Source organism: Brevundimonas vesicularis NBRC 12165, assembly GCF_001592205.1.
GTDB lineage: Bacteria > Pseudomonadota > Alphaproteobacteria > Caulobacterales > Caulobacteraceae > Brevundimonas > Brevundimonas vesicularis.
Genome location: NZ_BCWM01000004.1, coordinates 31,114 through 47,044 on the forward strand (window position 1 = coordinate 31,114; position 15,931 = coordinate 47,044).

The 15,931-nt window shown below is 67.0% G+C and carries 13 protein-coding genes; 8 read left to right on the forward strand and 5 right to left on the reverse strand.

All coding sequences use genetic code 11. From position 1 onward, the window contains the following. Positions 1-14: 14 nt before the first annotated feature. From tmk to BVE01S_RS04100, 4 genes are read left to right on the forward strand one after another with little or no spacing between them, the layout of a single operon-like run. Entirely contained in the window at positions 15-647 is a 633-nt protein-coding gene (gene tmk, locus BVE01S_RS04085) for a dTMP kinase (protein WP_066624687.1), read from the forward strand. Then, entirely contained in the window at positions 644-1,633 is a 990-nt protein-coding gene (locus BVE01S_RS04090) for a DNA polymerase III subunit delta' (protein ID WP_066624690.1), read from the forward strand. Before tmk ends, BVE01S_RS04090 begins: the two co-directional genes overlap by 4 nt. Continuing rightward, positions 1,633-2,415, forward strand: a complete 783-nt coding sequence (locus tag BVE01S_RS04095) for a TatD family hydrolase (RefSeq protein WP_066624698.1) — start codon at positions 1,633-1,635, stop codon at positions 2,413-2,415. Before BVE01S_RS04090 ends, BVE01S_RS04095 begins: the two co-directional genes overlap by 1 nt. Further along, entirely contained in the window at positions 2,412-3,206 is a 795-nt protein-coding gene (locus BVE01S_RS04100) for an MBL fold metallo-hydrolase (protein ID WP_066624702.1), read from the forward strand. The genes BVE01S_RS04095 and BVE01S_RS04100 overlap by 4 nt, the downstream gene beginning before the upstream one ends. On the opposite strand, the gene recG is transcribed toward BVE01S_RS04100, so the two are convergent. Further along, positions 3,203-5,290, reverse strand: a complete 2,088-nt coding sequence (gene recG, locus BVE01S_RS04105) for an ATP-dependent DNA helicase RecG (RefSeq protein WP_066624994.1) — start codon at positions 5,288-5,290, stop codon at positions 3,203-3,205. The two genes, BVE01S_RS04100 and recG, sit on opposite strands and share 4 nt — an antisense overlap. Before the next feature lie 144 nt (positions 5,291-5,434). Here recG and BVE01S_RS04110 point away from each other — a divergent pair, with 144 nt between their 5' ends. Both BVE01S_RS04110 and mfd read left to right on the forward strand, forming a co-directional pair. After that, positions 5,435-5,776: an FAD assembly factor SdhE gene (locus BVE01S_RS04110; protein WP_066624705.1), complete on the forward strand. Its 342-nt coding sequence runs from the start codon at positions 5,435-5,437 to the stop codon at positions 5,774-5,776. Further along, positions 5,776-9,225, forward strand: coding sequence for a transcription-repair coupling factor (gene mfd / locus BVE01S_RS04115; protein ID WP_066624708.1), 3,450 nt, complete (start codon positions 5,776-5,778; stop codon positions 9,223-9,225). The genes BVE01S_RS04110 and mfd overlap by 1 nt, the downstream gene beginning before the upstream one ends. A 6-nt stretch (positions 9,226-9,231) precedes the next feature. Here the strand turns inward: mfd and BVE01S_RS04120 are convergent, their stop codons facing one another. Beyond that, positions 9,232-10,539: a diguanylate cyclase domain-containing protein gene (locus BVE01S_RS04120; protein ID WP_066624721.1), complete on the reverse strand. Its 1,308-nt coding sequence runs from the start codon at positions 10,537-10,539 to the stop codon at positions 9,232-9,234. Between the two features lie 201 nt (positions 10,540-10,740). Here BVE01S_RS04120 and BVE01S_RS04125 point away from each other — a divergent pair, with 201 nt between their 5' ends. Next, entirely contained in the window at positions 10,741-11,685 is a 945-nt protein-coding gene (locus BVE01S_RS04125; RefSeq protein WP_240612094.1) for a YihY/virulence factor BrkB family protein, read from the forward strand. Here the strand turns inward: BVE01S_RS04125 and BVE01S_RS04130 are convergent. Both BVE01S_RS04130 and BVE01S_RS04135 read right to left on the reverse strand, forming a co-directional pair. Continuing rightward, positions 11,642-11,830 (reverse strand): sulfurtransferase TusA family protein, encoded by a 189-nt coding sequence (locus BVE01S_RS04130; protein WP_306301761.1) that lies wholly within the window; start codon positions 11,828-11,830, stop codon positions 11,642-11,644. The two genes, BVE01S_RS04125 and BVE01S_RS04130, sit on opposite strands and share 44 nt — an antisense overlap. A gap of 59 nt (positions 11,831-11,889) precedes the next feature. Next, on the reverse strand, positions 11,890-12,378 hold the full coding sequence (locus BVE01S_RS04135; protein WP_066625001.1) for a CinA family protein: 489 nt from the start codon (positions 12,376-12,378) through the stop codon (positions 11,890-11,892). Between the two features lie 40 nt (positions 12,379-12,418). Here BVE01S_RS04135 and BVE01S_RS04140 point away from each other — a divergent pair, with 40 nt between their 5' ends. Beyond that, the gene (locus BVE01S_RS04140; protein ID WP_066624726.1) at positions 12,419-14,707 is read left to right on the forward strand and encodes a spermidine synthase; all 2,289 of its coding nucleotides are present in this window, start codon (positions 12,419-12,421) and stop codon (positions 14,705-14,707) included. Here the strand turns inward: BVE01S_RS04140 and BVE01S_RS04145 are convergent. Further along, positions 14,704-15,870 carry a bifunctional 2-C-methyl-D-erythritol 4-phosphate cytidylyltransferase/2-C-methyl-D-erythritol 2,4-cyclodiphosphate synthase gene (locus BVE01S_RS04145; protein ID WP_066624728.1) on the reverse strand — a complete coding sequence of 389 codons (1,167 nt, stop codon included), beginning with the start codon at positions 15,868-15,870 and terminating at the stop codon, positions 14,704-14,706. The genes BVE01S_RS04140 and BVE01S_RS04145 overlap by 4 nt on opposite strands. Between the last annotated feature and the right edge of the window lie 61 nt (positions 15,871-15,931).

A 15,931-nucleotide genomic window follows, 5' to 3' on the forward strand; every position in this document is an offset into this window, starting at 1 on the left:
CGCCATGAAGGCGCGTGACCCGTGGACAGTTCATAAGCTTCGAAGGCGGCGAGGGCGCTGGCAAATCGACCCAGGTCGGGCGGCTGGTCGCGCGGCTGCAGGCGGTGCTGGGCGAGCGCAAGGTGGTGCGCACGCGTGAACCGGGCGGCTCCAGGGGCGCGGAGGTGATCCGCAATCTGGTGGTGGCCACGGACGCCGAGCCGTGGTCGGCCATGACCGAGACCCTGCTGATGTACGCCTCGCGCTCGGACCATCTGGAGCGGACCATTCGCCCGGCGCTGGCGGCCGGCGACTGGGTGGTGTGCGATCGGTTCGCCGATTCCAGCCGGGCCTATCAGGGCGCTGGCGGCGGCGTGGCGCAAAGCTTCATCGAACAGATTGACGCGGGCGTGGTCGGGGACGACCAGCCGGACCTGACGCTGGTGTTCGACCTGCCGGTCGAGGTCGGCCTGGAGCGGGCGTTCGGGCGCGGCCTGTTCGAGACGCGGTTCGAATCCAAGGGTCTGGAGTTCCATCAGCGGCTTCGCGAGGGCTTCCTGCGCATCGTCGAGGCCAATCCGCAGCGTTGCGTGCTGATCGACGCGGTCGGATCGCTGGACGAGGTCGAGGCGCGGGTCTGGCAGGCGGTTCAGGACCGGCTGCTGTGAGCGATCACCCGCGCGATCGTTTCGACCTGATCCCTGATGCCGCAGCGGAGACGGCGTTTCTGGACGCCTGGGAACGGGGGCGGCTGCACCACGCCTGGCTGCTGTGCGGGGTCGAGGGGACGGGCAAGGCGACCTTCGCCTATCGGGCGGCGCGACGGCTGCTGGGCGCGGCGGCCGATCCTGCGTCCGGGCCGCTGGGCGCGCGGCGCGATGATCCGGTCAGCCGGCTGATCTCGGCCCAGTCGCATCCGGACCTGCTGGTGTTGGAACGGCTGGTTGAGGGCGGCAAGACGAAGAAGTCGATCTCGGTCGATCAGTCGCGCGAATTGCCGGAGTTCTTTTCAAAGAGCCCGTCGCAAGCCCAGTTTCGGGTGGCGATCATCGATGCGGCAGACGACCTTAATCTCAACGCCGCCAACGCCTTGCTGAAGGTTCTTGAGGAGCCGCCCGAGCGTGGCGTGCTGTTTCTGGTCACCCATGCGCCGGGGCGGTTGCTGGCGACGATCCGGTCGCGGTGCCGGCGGCTGAGCTTTCCGATCTGGGCGCCGGATCGGCTGGAGACCCTGGTGCGCAACCGGACGGGCGCAGAGCGTGAGGACGCCGAACATGCGGCGATCATGGCGGGCGGATCGCCCGGCGCGGCCTTGGCCCTGGCGTCAGGCGCGACGTTTGAGATGGATCAACTGGCGAGGCGCTGGGTCGAGGGCGAAGTGGACCGAGCCGAAGCTCTGGCCATCGCCGACCGGTTCCGCGGCGCCGAGGGGCAGGAGCGGTTCGAGACCCTGATGGACCGGCTGATCGCGGCGGTGCGGATGCGCGCCTTGCAGAGCGCGCCGGGCGCCGGCAATCGATGGGCTGAATTATGGGAGCGGCTGCAGCCGTTGCCGGAACGGGCGGCGGGACTGAACCTGGACAAGGCCGATGTGCTGGCCGGCGCGCTGGCGGACCTGAAGCGGGTGCAGGCCCAGCAGGAGCGGATGGGCTGATGCTGATCGACAGTCATGTGAACCTGCACGCGCCGCAGTTCGAAGAGGACCGGGACGCCGTGATCGCGCGCGCGCGCGCGGCGGGCGTCGGGCTGATGGTCGAGATTTCGGACAAGCTGACGACGTTCGAGGCGACGCACGGCATCGCCATGGCCCATGAGGACATCTGGTGCACGGTCGGGGTGCATCCGCACGAGGCCAAGGATGCAGCGGACCTGACGGCGGCGACACTGATCGATCTGGCCCAGCGGCCCAAGATTGTGGGCATCGGCGAATGCGGTCTGGATTTCCACTACGACTTCAGCCCGCGCGAGGTGCAGGGGGGCTTGTTCCGGCAGCATGTGAAGGCGGCGCGCGAAACCGGCCTGCCGCTGGTGATCCACACGCGTGAGGCGGACGATATAATGGCGTCGATCCTGCGCGAGGAGTATGCGGCGGGGCCGTTCAAGATGTTGATGCACTGCTATACGAGTGGGGCGGAACTGGCCAAAATCGCTGCTGAAATGGGCGCGTGGTTCTCGGTATCCGGCATTGCGACCTTCAAGGCGGCCGAGGACGTGCGGGCGGTGATCCGCGATATGCCGGGCGACCGGATCATCGTCGAAACCGACTGCCCCTATCTGGCGCCCGTTCCGCATCGCGGACGGCGCAACGAGCCGGCCTACATAGGTCATGTACTGCACAAGCTGGCCGAGATTCGCGGCTGGAGCGCCGAGGAGGCGGACTGCGTCACGACCGAGGCCTTCTTCGGCCTCTTTGACCGGATACCCAGGCCCGCATGAGTTTCGAAGTCGTTATTCTGGGCAGCGGATCGTCGGGCGGGGTGCCGCGCGGGGACGGCGACTGGGGCGCCTGCGACCCGACCGAGCCCAAGAACCGGCGAACGCGCTGTTCGATGCTGGCGAGGAAGACCGGGCCGGAGGGGGTGACCACTGTCCTGATCGACACCTCGCCGGACCTGCGCGAACAGATGCTGGCCAGCGGCACGAAACATGTGGATGCGGTTCTTTATACCCACGATCATGCGGACCAGACCCACGGCATCGACGATCTGCGCACCTTCGCCGCGCGGGCCAGGAAGCGCATTCCGGCGTGGATGGATGCGGCGACGCACGGCTCGCTGACGCATCGGTTCGACTACATTTTCGAGAGCAAGTTCGGTTATCCGCCGTTGTTGGACGGACGGATCATTCCGCAGCACGGCGTAGCCTGGTCCGTCGAGGGCGCAGGCGGCGCGATACCGGTGACGACTTTCGACCAGGCGCACGGGCCGATCCGCTCTGTCGGCTATCGGTTGGGCGACGTGGCCTATTCCAGCGATGTGTCCGATCTGGACGAGGCGGCCTTGGCGGCGGTGGCTGGCTGTAAGCTCTGGATCGTGGATGCGCTGCGTTATGCGCCGCATCCGACTCATGCCCATCTGGACCAGGCCCTGGCGTGGATCGCCGCCGCAGACGTGGAGCGCGCGGTGCTGACGAATCTGCATATCGACATGGATTACAAGGCGTTGTCGGCGCTTGTTCCCGAAAACGTCGAGGTCGGATTCGATGGCTGGAGCCGAGTGATCGGCTAGCTCGCGCCGACCTTGTGGTTTTTCCAGTCGAATAACTCTTCCAGCACCTGCACCGCCTGACCGCGTTCCGACGTCAGATCAGGATCGCGGTTCATGATCAGCCGCGCATCGTCGGCGGCCGCCAGCATCAGGCTGCGGTGGCGGATCGGGTCGGCGAAACGATAGGCGGGAAAACCGCTCTGTTTCAGGCCCAGGGGATCGCCGCCGCCACGCAGGCGGAAGTCTTCCTCGGCGATGACGAAGCCGTCCTCGGTGCGACGCAGGGTTTCGAGCCGCTCTTTCGCCGTCTCGCCGAGGGCGCCGTCCTGACCGCCATACAGCAGGATGCAGGAACTGGCCTTGGCGCCGCGACCGACGCGGCCGCGCAACTGGTGCAACTGCGCCAGACCGAAGCGGTCGGCGTGTTCGATAACCATGATCGAGGCTTTGGGCACGTCCACGCCGACTTCGACCACCGTGGTGGCGACGAGAACCGGCAGACGGCCGTCGGCGAAGTCGGCCATGACCGCCTCGCGCTCGGCACCGGGCATTTGGCCGTGGGCCAGGCCGACCTCCACGCCCAGCAGGCGCCGCAGATCGTCGGCGCGATCGACGGCGGCCGCCAGGTCGATGGCCTCGGATTCCTCAACCAGAGGACAGATCCAATAGGCCTGGGCGCCGCTCTCTACCGCCGTTTTCAGCCGGGCGGCGACCTCGACGATGCGGGCCAAGGGCAGGACGGCGGTCGTGACGGGCGTGCGGCCGGGCGGCTTTTCCATCAGGCGACTGACCTCCAGCTCGCCGTACTGCGTCAGTTCGAGCGTGCGGGGAATGGGGGTGGCCGACATGGTCAGCAGATGCACGGCGCCCAGGCGCGGGTCGCCCTTGGCTTGCAGTCGCTGACGTTCGTTGACGCCGAACCGGTGCTGTTCGTCAATGACCGCCAGGGCAAGGCGGTCGAAGCGGACGGCGTCTTGGAACAAGGCATGGGTGCCGATGGCGACCTGGGCGTGACCCGAGGCCAGGGCAGCCAATTTCTCGCGTCGTTGCGCCGGGGTGTCGCGGCCCGTGAGCAGGACGGCGGCGACGCCGGCTGCGTCCAGCATGGGGCCGAGCTTCTCGTAATGCTGGCGCGCCAGGATTTCGGTCGGAGCCATGAGCGCGGACTGGAAGCCGCTCGAAGCGGCGTCGGCCAGAGCGAGGGCGGCGACGGCGGTCTTGCCCGAGCCGACATCGCCTTGCAGCAATCGGCCCATCTGCTGGCCCGACGCCAGATCACGACGGATTTCGGCGACGGCCTGGGCCTGGGCGTTGGTCAGCTGAAAGGGCAGGGCCTGGAGCAGGTGTTCGGACGCCGAGCCGGGGGCGATGACGGGGGCGGGCTTGATCTCGCGGGCGCGGCGACGACGGGCCAGAGCCAGTTGGTGGGCGAGGAATTCGTCATAGGCCAGGCGCTGGCGGGCGGGGGCGTCGGGCGTCAGGTCGATCTCGCTTGTGGGGGCATGCAGGGCGTCGATAGCGGCGCGCCAACCCAGCCAGTTCTGCTTCTTGAGCCAGGCGGTGTCCTGCCATTCCGGCAGGTCGGGCGCGTCAGCAAGGGCGGCGTGGACCAGTTTACGCAACTGGCGCGAGCTGAGGCCCTGCGTCGCAGGATAGACGGGCTCGGACGCCGGAATGTCGGCGGCCTTGTCTGGCGTGACGATGTCCGGATGGACGATCTGGACCTCGCCATTGAAGCGCTCGACCTTGCCTGCGACCAACCGCGTCTCGCCACGCGGCAACAGCCGGTCGATGTGCTGGGGCGAGCCGCCGAACCAGACCAGATGCACGAAGCCGGTGGGATCGCTGGCCCGGACCTTCAGCGGTGCGCCAGGACGGCTGGGCGTGAAGAGGCGGTCGATGGTCACGGTGAAGACGCCCACCTCGCCATCGACCGCGGTGGCGGCCTCGGCAGGGCGGCGCACGATGACGCCGGACGGGCTGAGGAACAGCAGATCGCGAACCAGCGGGCCCGCCACCTTTTGCACCAGAGGCAGGACGCGAGGGCCCACGCCCTTGAGGGTCGAGACCTCGGCGAACAGGGGAAAGAGAATCTGCGGACGCATCGCCGTGAACATAGCGTGACCATGACGGGTGGCGAAGTCCGTTCAGGAACGCTATCTGCGCTTCTTCCATTTGAAGACGCTAACGCTCGCCACGCGGTGGCTCGCTGCTTGAGCGTCTTCCCACTTTGCCGGGCAGGGATTCTTGTGGCCGAAATCGACGCGCGTCCCGAAAGCGAAATGACCCCTGAGCAGATGACGCCTGAGCGCAGGCAGCGGTTGGGCCGCATACAGTTCCGCGCCTGGCGGCGGGGCTTTCGCGAGGCCGATATGGTGCTGGGGCCGTTTTCCGATCAGGTCGCGCCGACCCTGACCGATGCGGAACTGGACCAGTTCGAGCGGCTGATCGACGAGGAAGATCAGTGGCTTTACGGCTGGATCATCGAGCGTGATCCGACGCCGCCCGAGTTCGAGACGCCGGTGATGGCCAAGGTGCGCGCCTTCATGCGCGCCTACGTCGCGGCCGAAGTCGGCAAGGGAATCGGCTGATGGACGCCAAGGTCGAACATCGGATTGACGCCGATCTGGGCGGCGCGCCCGAGGGGCTGGACGCGCTGATCGTCGCCGAACGCATCAAGGCCGGCGGCGGTGTCGGCCTGTTCGTCGCACGCGACTTTCAGAGGTCGGGCAGCTTCGTTCAAGCGTTTCAGTTCTTCTCGAAAGGTATTGAAGTCCTGGATTATCCGGCGTGGGACTGTCTGCCCTATGACCGACTAAGCCCCACGGCGGGAATCGCGGCGCAGCGCATGGCGACGCTGACGCGGCTGGCGATGCGCAAGCCTGGCGATGCGCCGGTTCTGGTCGTGACGACGGTGTCAGCGGCCATGCAGCGCACCCCTCCGAAGTCGGTCACGACACAGGCCGGGTTCGAGACCAAGGTCGGACGCGATCTCGATATCCAGGCGCTGGAGCGATATTTTGCCGCCAACGGCTATGTTCGGGCCTCGACCGTGTCGGAGCGCGGCGAGTTCGCGGTGCGCGGCGGGGTCGTCGACGTCTATCCGCCCGGCTTCGAGGAGCCGGTCCGGCTGGATATGTTCGGATCCGAGCTGGAATCGATCCGCACCTTCGATCCCGAAACGCAGCGGTCGACCGGCCAGATGACGTCCGTGTCCCTCGCGCCGGTGTCGGAGGCGCTGCTGGATGCGGCGGCCATCTCGCGCTTCCGCACCGGCTATCTGAACCTGTTCGGCGCGCCGGGCGACGACCCGCTGTATGCGACGATCAGCGAGGGCGCGCGGCGTCAGGGCATGGAACAGTGGCTGCCGCTGTTCTATGAGACCTTGGACAGCCTGTTCGACTATCTGCCGGACGACGCGGCGATCTTCCTCGACAACCAGGTCGAGACGGCCCGCGCCGAGCGATGGGATCTGGTCGCGGACGCCTACGACGCGCGCGCCGAGGCGGCCAAGGCCAAAGGACAGGCCAGCGCCAATCGCGCCTTGCCGCCCAAGCGGCTCTATCTGGACGCCGGAGACTGGAACCAGGCGCTGGCGGGTCGCGCCGTGCGTCGTTTCACGCCCTTCTCCACGGGAGGCGAGGATGCCGGCGGACGTTTGGGCCGGACCTTCGCCGCCGAGCGGGCGCAGGACAGCGTCAATCTGTTCGAAGCGGTGGCGGCCCATGCGGCGGCGCTGAAGGCCGAGGGCAAGCGGGTGCTGTTCGCCTCCTGGACCGAAGGATCGTCGGAGCGGCTGGCGACCATGCTGGCCGACCACGGGCTGGATCACATCGTCGCCGTGCGCGACTGGGCCGACATTCAGGCGGCGCCGAAGGACCTCTATCTGCGCGGCGTCCTGCCGGTCGAGCACGGCTTTGTCACCGACGAGGTGGCTGTCATTTCCGAGACCGACATCCTGGGCGACCGTCTGGCGCGGCCCCGCAAGAAACGCCGCGCCTCGAACTTCCTGGCGGAGGCGTCGGCCCTGACGACGGGTGATCTGGTGGTTCACCTGGATCACGGGATCGGTCGCTATGAAGGGCTCAAGACGCTGGAAATCCAGCAGGCCCCGCACGACTGCCTGGAGCTCTTCTACGCTGGTGAGAGCAAACTCTATCTACCGGTTGAAAACATTGACCTTCTGACGCGGTACGGTTCGGACTCCGAGGGCGTCCAACTGGATAAGCTGGGCGGCGCAGGCTGGCAGGCGAGAAAGGCCAAGGCCAAGGAACGTCTGCGCGCCATGGCCGAGGGGCTGATCGCCCTGGCCGCCAAACGGGCGCTGCGCGAGACCGATGCGGTCACGCCGCCGCCGGGTCTGTTCGCCGAGTTCTGCGCGCGCTTCCCTTACGAGGAAACCGACGATCAGCTGAACGCCATCGGCGATGTGCTGGAGGATCTGGGCAAGGGCACGCCGATGGATCGCCTGATCTGCGGCGACGTCGGCTTCGGCAAGACCGAGGTGGCGCTGAGGGCCGCCTTCGTCGTCGCCATGACGGGTCAGCAGGTGGCGATCGTCGCGCCGACGACCCTGTTGGCGCGCCAGCACTACAAGACCTTCACCGAACGCTTCGCCGGCTGGCCGGTCAAGGTGCGTCAGTTGTCGCGGATGGTGGGGTCCAAGGAGGCGGCGGAGACGCGCGCGGGGCTGAAGGACGGCTCGGTCGAGATCGTCGTCGGCACCCATGCTGTGCTGAGCGAACAGGTCGGCTTCCGCGACCTCGGCCTAGTCATCGTCGACGAGGAACAGCACTTCGGCGTCAAGCACAAGGAGAAGCTGAAGACGCTGCGCGCCGACGTGCATCTCTTGACCCTGACCGCCACGCCGATCCCGCGCACGCTTCAGATGGCGCTGTCGGGTATCCGCGAGATGTCGATCATCGCCACCCCGCCGGTCGATCGCCTGGCGGTGCGGACCTACGTCACGCCGTGGGATCCGGTGCTGGTGCGCGAGGCCCTGCTGCGCGAGAAATATCGCGGGGGTCAGGCCTACTACGTCGCGCCGCGCCTAAAGGACCTGCCCGCCATCGAGAAGTTCCTGCGCGAACAGGTCCCCGAGGTGAAGTTCGTCGTCGGTCACGGCCAGATGAGCGCGACCCAGCTGGAAGAGGTGATGAGCGCCTTCTACGACGGGGAATATGACGTCCTGGTCTCCACCACCATCGTCGAGAGCGGGCTGGATATCCCGACGGCCAATACGCTGATCGTGCACCGCGCCGACATGTTCGGCCTGGCGCAGCTTTATCAGATCCGGGGACGGGTCGGCCGGTCCAAGGCCCGCGCCTTCGCCTATCTGACCACCGATGCGGTCAAGCCGATGACCCTGTCGGCCGAGCGGCGGTTGCAGGTTCTGCAGTCGCTGGACAATCTGGGCGCCGGCTTCCAGCTGGCCAGCCACGATCTGGACCAGCGCGGCGGCGGCAATCTGCTGGGCGACGAACAGTCGGGCCACATCCGCGAGGTCGGCGTCGAACTGTACCAGCAGATGCTGGAAGACGCCGTGGCGGAGTTGCGCGAGAAGGGCGAGGGACACGCCGTGGATCGCGGTTGGTCGCCGTCCATCAACGTCGGGGCTTCTGTCCTTATTCCAGAAGATTACGTGCCGGACCTGAACGTGCGTCTGAGCCTCTATCGCCGTCTTTCCGACGCCGAACAGGCCGAGGATCGCGAAGCCCTGGCCGCCGAACTGATCGACCGTTTCGGGCCCCTGCCGGATGAGGCGCAGCAGTTGCTGAAGATCGTCGGCATCAAGTCGAACTGCCGCAAGGCCTGCATTGAGAAGATCGACATCGGGCCGCGTGGTGCGGTCCTGACGTTGCGCGACAACAGCTTCCCCAATCCGGCGGGACTGGTCGGGCTGATCCAGAAGAACCACGCCTTCTGGAAGATTCGGCCGGATCAGAAGATCGTCGTTTCAGGCGATTGGCCGACGGCGGAAGAGCGATTGAAGGTGGCCGAACGAATCACCGCCGATCTGGCGCGGGTGGCGGGGGCGTAAAGCCTCTCAGCGCGTCTTTTCGAACAGGTCGGCCGAGGCGCGCTCAAGCAGGGCGGCGGCGCTTTCGTCGGGGCGCATCTCGGCGGCGCCGACGTCGAATTCGGCGACGAACGGCGACCTGTCCGGACCGGCGTCGAAGGCGGTGCAGCCGATCACGGCGGCGATTCGTTCTGCGGCCAGACGCGCCGGTTCAGCGTGGGTCGCGGGCAGGGCGAGGGCGAAGACCTCCTTGGCCAAGCGGGCAGGGGTGTCCTCGACACGGACAAGGCGCGAAACCATGGCCCCGATCTGCGGCATGGCGCGATCCAGCCAACCGCCCTGACGCGCCCAGGTGACGGATTCGGTTTCGCGCACCCTCAGGACGCAGACGGAAAGCGGGCGCTTGCGCGCGCGCGAGGCCTCGGCGACACGGCCCAGGTGGCTTGCGAACAGTTCGGGCGTGAACAGGCCCGTTTCCGGGTCCATCACTTCCAGGCTGCGGACCGAGTCCAACGTCTTTCGGATGCCCAGATGAATGCGGTGCGCGCCGGCCAGGGCCAGGATCCGCTCGGCCGTTTCGCCCTCGGGCGTGTCGGCGCACGCGACATCGGCGAAGCCGCGATTGAACAGTTCAGCCAGGCTGATCTCGTTCCTGCCGCGCAGATAGAGCATCAGCGGAATATGATAGAGGCGCGTGTTGCGCTTCATGCCCGCCGCGATCGACAGGGCCGGCGCATGGTCTTCGGCGCCCCACAGAACGGCGGCGTCAAACGGGCTTTCGTGCAGATAGTCGAAGGCGGTGTAGGGCGTCGGCGCCGCGACCACCTCGACACCGGCCGCAGTCAGGGCGTTCGACAGGGCGAGAAAGCGCCGGTCGGCGACGCCGGCGGCCAGAACACGCAAGGGACCATCGTCGTCCGTCCGCTCGTCCAGACCCACCCCGCGCGTGGCGAAGGTGGTGACGCGCAGCCGATATTCTTCCTCGGCGATGGCGGCTCGGCCCAGCTGCTCCAGACGCAATGCGGCCTGGGCCGGATGCGGCGGCGTGGACATGGTCAGATCCGCACCCTTCACCGAATCAGGGCGGGCGCCGATGACCACGATGGGCAGGCGGCGCGGCTCGGCGGCGGCGCGAAGGCGAGACGCCACATCGGCGTCGAAGGTGTTGATGTCGATGACGGCGGCTTCAAGCGGAAAGTCCTGAAGCGTCATCTCGGCCGAAACGACGTCGCGGGCGGTCACCGTCGTCCAGCCCAGCGCATCCAGACCCGCAGCGAGCGGCCCGATCCGGCCATCGTCAGCCGCCAGGATCAATACGCGCGCGTCGAAAGCCAAGCCGATCGTCTCCAAAAGTCGCCGCGCCAATAGCCGGCCGGAAACGCGCGGACCATAGCGACGAGGGTGTTAAGGATGCAATGTCGTCCGGCCAAAGGGATGCGGCCGGATCGCGAATGATCGTCCTCACGCGGATGAGACTTTCGCCACAGACGAATTCCGCTAGGTTCCGCCGCTTGTGCAACGGTTGTGGGGACCGATTTGAGTGAGCAACTGACACGGTCGGTGCTGAAAGCGCCCGGGTTTTGGGGCGGGCTGGCCGTGCGAGCGTTCACCCGCAGCTGGGGGCGTGACGTCATGCTCTATACGGGCGGCGTGTCCTTCTTCGCCCTGTTGGCCGTGTTCCCGGCGATCGCCATCCTGATCGGCTTCTACAAGCTGGGTCTGTCGATCAGCGAAGTCAGCGCCCAGGCGACCGCCTTGTCGGACCTGCTGCCCAAGGCGGCGCAGACCATTTTTCAGGGCGAGATCACGCGTTTGAGCAATGCGTCGGCGCGGACGGTTTCCGCTCAGAGCGCCTTCGCCCTGTTCGTCGGCGCCTATGCCGCGCACCGAGGTTTCAAGGCCTTGTTGGCGGGATTGAACCTGATCCATGACGAGACCGAGCCGCACGGGTTCTTCAAGTTCAATCTGCTGGCCTTCTTCGTGGCCATCTTCGCCTTTGCGCTATTCACCGTGGTGTCGGGCGCCGTCGTGACCGTGCGCATCATGGCGCATGCCTCGTCGTCGGCCGCCGGCCTGCCCGGGCGAAGTGGCATGGCGCCGCTGGACGCCTTCCTGCCCGCCATCGGCTTGGTGGTCGGGCTGACGCTGCTTTACCGCTACGCCATGAGCCACAGGACGCCGGTCGCCTGGCTGCCGGCGACGGCGGGCGGTCTGGTGGCGACATTGATGTCGGTCGTGTCGTCGTGGCTGTGCGCGATCTATGTCGAACAGATCGCGCCGCTGGGGGCCACCTATGGGTCGGTCGGCGCCGTGGTGGTGCTGCTGATCTGGCTGTCGTGGAACGTCAATGCCATCTTCTACGGCGGCGCCTTCGCCACCGAGATGGAACTGGCGGCCAAGGCGCGCGCGATCGCCGACACGCCGCCGGCCGATGTCGTCAATCTGTCGGAGCGTCGAGCCGGGCGCCGGTCTCGATCGTAAAACGAAGAAGGCCTTCGGCCTCCTCGATACCAAGCACGCGGCCGCCTTTTTGAGACATCAGAAACGGCACATCGATCCGGGCCATCGGATCGGTGGCCAGCAGCACGATCCGCGTGCCGGGCGAGGCCGTTTCCATCGCCTTCATCAGCTTCAGGCTGGGAACAGGGCAGCGGTGACCCCTGGCGTCGATGACGACAGGGTCGCTCACGCGAGCCGATCCGCCAGCAGTTCCAGCGCCACGCGAACGCTGGCTTGGCGAATGTCGTCGCGGCCGAGGTCGCCGAACCGCTCGACACGGTGAACGACGCCTTGTGGGCCTGACGCCGCGAAGTGGACCAGGCCCACGGGTTTATCGACCGATCCGCCGCCCGGTCCGGCCACGCCTGTTACGGACACAGAAACGGAGGCGCGCGAGTGCGCCACGGCGCCCTCGGCCATGGCCACCGCGACGACTTGCGACACGGCGCCGTGGGCGGACAGGCTTTCCAGCGACACGCCCAGCATCTGGGCCTTAGCCTCGTTGCTGTAGGTGACGAAGCCGCGATCCAAGACCGCTGACGAACCGGGGATGGCCGTGATCGCAGCGGACACCAGCCCGCCCGTGCAGCTTTCGGCCGTCGCCAGCATCAGGCGGCGTTCGCTGGCTGTTGCGACAATCTGTTGCGCCAGCTGCGCGATATCTTGGGAAAACATGGTCTTTTCATAGGCCGCGAACCCAGCTCTAACCAGAGCCATGACCGAGGCTGTCGATCCGTTACGCCCCGCCGCCCCGACATCGGATCGCATCGCGCCGATCCTGTTCGCCGTCGCCATCTTCACATCGGCTTGCCTGGTCTTCGTCGTTCAGCCAATGGCGGCCAAGCTGCTGTTGCCGACCCTGGGCGGATCGCCTTCGGTGTGGAACGCGTCGATGGTGTTTTTCCAGACCGCGCTGCTCGCTGGATATGGCTATGCGCACCTGCTGCAACGTTTGGCGACGATGCGGGCGCAGGTCGGGGTTCACCTGGGCCTGCTGATCGTGGCGGCGTTTTTCCTGCCCCTGCAGATCAGCGGCCTGTTGGGGGATCCCGATCCGTCCCAACCGGCGATGTGGCTGCTGGCGACGCTGGCGGTGTCCATCGGCGCGCCGTTCGCTGTGCTGTCGGCGACTGCGCCGCTGCTTCAGGCCTGGTATGCGCGCGTGCGGGCCGGACATGCAGACGGCCAGAACCCCTACGTTCTCTATGCCGCCTCGAACCTGGGCAGCTTCTTGGCCCTGCTGGCCTATCCGGTCGTGATCGAGCCGCTGGCCAGTCTGTCGGATCAGCGCCTGGGCTGGAGCGTCGGCTATTGGCTGTTCGTGGTGATGGTCGTGGGGCTGGGCGTTCAGGTCTGGCGACGACGCGACATTGGAACGGCGGAGCCCGCGCCACTTGAGGCCAGCCCGCCGATTGCTTGGCGCGAAAAGGGGATGCTGGTTCTGCTGGCCGCCGCGCCGTCCAGTCTGATGCTGGGGGTGACGGCGCATCTGACGACGGATGTGGCTTCGGCGCCCTTTCTGTGGGTCATACCGCTCGCGCTCTATCTGCTGACGTTTGTCATCGCTTTCCAGACCCGGCCGGCTGTTTCGCCGGCCATCGGCCTTGGTTTGCAGGCGGCGGCGGCGGCGGCCTGCGCCGCCCTGATTGCGTTCCGGACAGGTGAATGGCTGCTGGTGTTCACCATCAATCTGGCGGCCTTCTTCTTCACCGCGCTGATGTGTCATCAGAGGCTGGCGGCGCGGCGGCCGGCGCCAGATCGGCTGACCGAATTCTATCTGTTGCTGTCGCTGGGCGGCGTAGTCGGCGGACTGTTCAACGGCCTGATCGCGCCGGCCATTTTCGACATGGTGTGGGAATATCCGCTGGTGCTGGTGGCGGTCGGATTGCTGCGGCCGTGGAGCCGTCGCGAGATCAGGCCGTGGGACATCATCTGCTGCGTCGCCGGCGTGGTCATCGCACTGTTGGGGCCGCTGTCGATGGAGGCGGTCCGCTATGCGCCCGACATTCGCGCGGCCATCCCGGACGCCGAACTGGTGCGGATCGCGCAAGCCATCCTGGGGATCGCGACCCTGTTCGCCTTCCTGGTGCGCGATCGGGCGGTGATGTTCACAATCGTTTTGGCCGCTATCGTCTGGTCCGGCTATCATCTGGCGCGCGGTTATGACTGGGCCCTGTCGGAACGCAGCTTCTTTGGCGTGATGCGGGTGGCCAATATCGACGATCCGCTGATGGGCGGGCCTGTCCATGTGCTAATGCACGGCACGACTTTGCATGGCGCCCAGGCCCAGACGACGTCGAACCGCTGTCAGCCGACGCTCTATTACGCGACCTCGACGCCACTGGGGCAGGCGATGCTGCAGATGCAGACGAGACGGCTGGACGGCGCGCGCGTCGGCGTGGTGGGGCAGGGCTCGGGCGCCATGGCCGCTTACAAGCGCGCCCAGGACCAACTGACCTTCTTCGAGATCGATCCGATGGTGGATCGCCTGTCGCGCGACCCCCAATGGTTCAGCTTCATCAACGGCTGCGCCGATGGGCCGGTGCGGACGGTTCTGGGGGATGCGCGCCTGACGATGGATCGTGAGCCGGCAGGATCCTACGACCTGTTGGTCATCGACGCCTTCTCGTCTGACGCCGTGCCGACGCATCTGCTGACGGTGGAGGCGATCCGCGGCTATCTGCGTCTGCTTGCGCCCGACGGCGTTGTGGTGCTGCATCTGTCGAACCGGAACCTGGAGATCACCCTGCCGGCCGAGGCGGCGGCGCAGGCGCTGAAGGTCCCGCACCTGCACCAGGTCTATATCGAGCAGTCGGGCCAGGGCGACATGGCCGAGGCCTCGACCGAGGCCCTGCTGATCGGCAAGAGTCCGGCGGCGCTGGAGGGGTTCAGGGACGATGCGCGCTGGCGCAAGCTGTCGCCGACGACGGTGCGTCCGTGGACGGACGACTACGTCAATCTGTTCGGATCGCTGGTGCGTCAGATGAAGATGGCGGCGCGCTAGGCGACTGGCGTTTCCACAGTCGCCACGGCCTGGGCGGCCAGACCCTCGCCGCGTCCGGTGAAACCAAGCCCTTCGGTCGTCGTCGCCTTGACGCTGACGGCATCGAGCGGAAGGCCTAGCAGCCCGGCGATCCGATCGCGCATGGCCTGGCGATGCGGCTTCACCTTGGGTCGTTCGCAGATCAGGGTGACGTCGACATTGACGATGCGGCCGCCGCGCGCCGCGACCAGTTCGGCGGCATGGATCAGGAACTGGTCCGAGGAGGCGCCTTTCCATTTCGGATCCGTTGGCGGGAAATGGTCGCCGATGTCGCCCGCTGCGATGGCGCCCAGGATGGCGTCGGTCAGGGCGTGGAGACCGGCGTCGGCGTCGGAGTGGCCGATCAGCGTCTGGTCGTGCGGCACCTCGATCCCGCAAAGCCAGACGGACCCGCCCGGTCCCCAGCGATGCACGTCATAGCCGGAGCCGATGCGGGTTTGATAACGCTGCGCTTCGGGCAGCAGAGCTTCGGGCAGCAGAGCTTCGGCCATGGCGAAATCCTCGGGATAGGTCAGTTTCATCAGACGCGCATCGCCCTGAACCAGGGCCACCGCGCCGCCGCTGCGCTGGACGACGACGGCTTCGTCGGTCGGAACCTCGGCGTCCGACCAGGCGGCATAGGCGGTCTCGATCACGCCCCGGCGGAAGGCTTGAGGCGTCTGGGCGCGCCACAGACCGTCGCGATCAACCACGTCGGTCATGATTTCCGCCTCTCCGCGTCGCAGGCTGTCGGCGACAGGCAGGACGGGCAGGGCACCGTCCGAAGTTTCAAGGGCGGACAGCAGACGGTCGATGACGGCGGCCTTCAGCAGCGGACGGGCGGCGTCATGGATCAACACCGGCTGATCCGTTCCACAGGTCAGGGCTGCAAGCCCGGCGCGGACCGAATCGGCGCGGGCGGCTCCACCGACGACGGCTTTCCAACGCGGCAAACCGGACAGCACCATGGCCACACGGTCAACGGCGTCAGGGGCGATCACGACGATCAGTGTGTCGGCGCCGGCGTTCAACAAGGCCTCGGCAGACCAGCGCAGCACGGGCTTTCCACCCAGGTCCCGCCACTGTTTATCGCCGCCGGCGCGCGAGCCGGAACCGGCCGCGACGATGATGCCCGAGAATGTCATGGCGGCCTTGATAGTGCGCGCGGCGACGGGGCGATACCATCAAAGCGCCGCGGTCGTGCTT